The following is a 440-nucleotide window of genomic DNA, read 5'->3' as shown; positions in this document are numbered from 1 at the left end:
AGGATCAGCAGCCCGGCGGTGGGGGCGGCGCCGGCGGCCAGGGAGGTGGCGGTGAAGGCGAGGGTCGAGCCGAGGAAGAGGGTGCGCCGGCCCAGGGTGTCCGCGAGGCGGCCCGCGGCGGCGAGCAGCGCCGCGAACAGGACGGCGTAGGCGCTGACCACCCAGGTCAGCCGGGCCGTGGGGACCTCGGGGAAGGCGTGGCGGAGGTCGGGAAAGGCGACGTTGACGACGGTGGAGTCGAGGAAGGCGAGGAAGGTGGCCGCGCAGCAGAGCGCGAGGACCCGTCCGGCGGAGCCGGCGGGAGCCACGGAACCGGGGGCCGCCTCGGCCCTCGTCCCGCTCATCGGACGACCACCCCGGCGGCCGCGGCATCCGCGTCCGCCACCGCACCGGCACCGGCACCGGCACCCGCACCCGCACCCGCACCCGCACCCGTCAGC

General features: G+C 77.7%; 1 protein-coding gene. It reads right to left on the bottom strand.

The window, feature by feature from the left end:
• A partial coding sequence (locus tag VR44_RS12885; protein WP_045947599.1) for an MFS transporter occupies positions 1-344 on the bottom strand: 344 nt, incomplete at its 3' end.
• Between the last annotated feature and the right edge of the window lie 96 nt (positions 345-440).

Origin of the sequence: Streptomyces katrae (assembly GCF_000966975.1) — a bacterium.
GTDB classification, from domain to species: Bacteria; Actinomycetota; Actinomycetes; order Streptomycetales; family Streptomycetaceae; genus Streptomyces; species Streptomyces katrae.
Note: the sequence above shows the minus strand (reverse complement) of the source record. Positions and strands in the feature narration are given on the sequence as shown.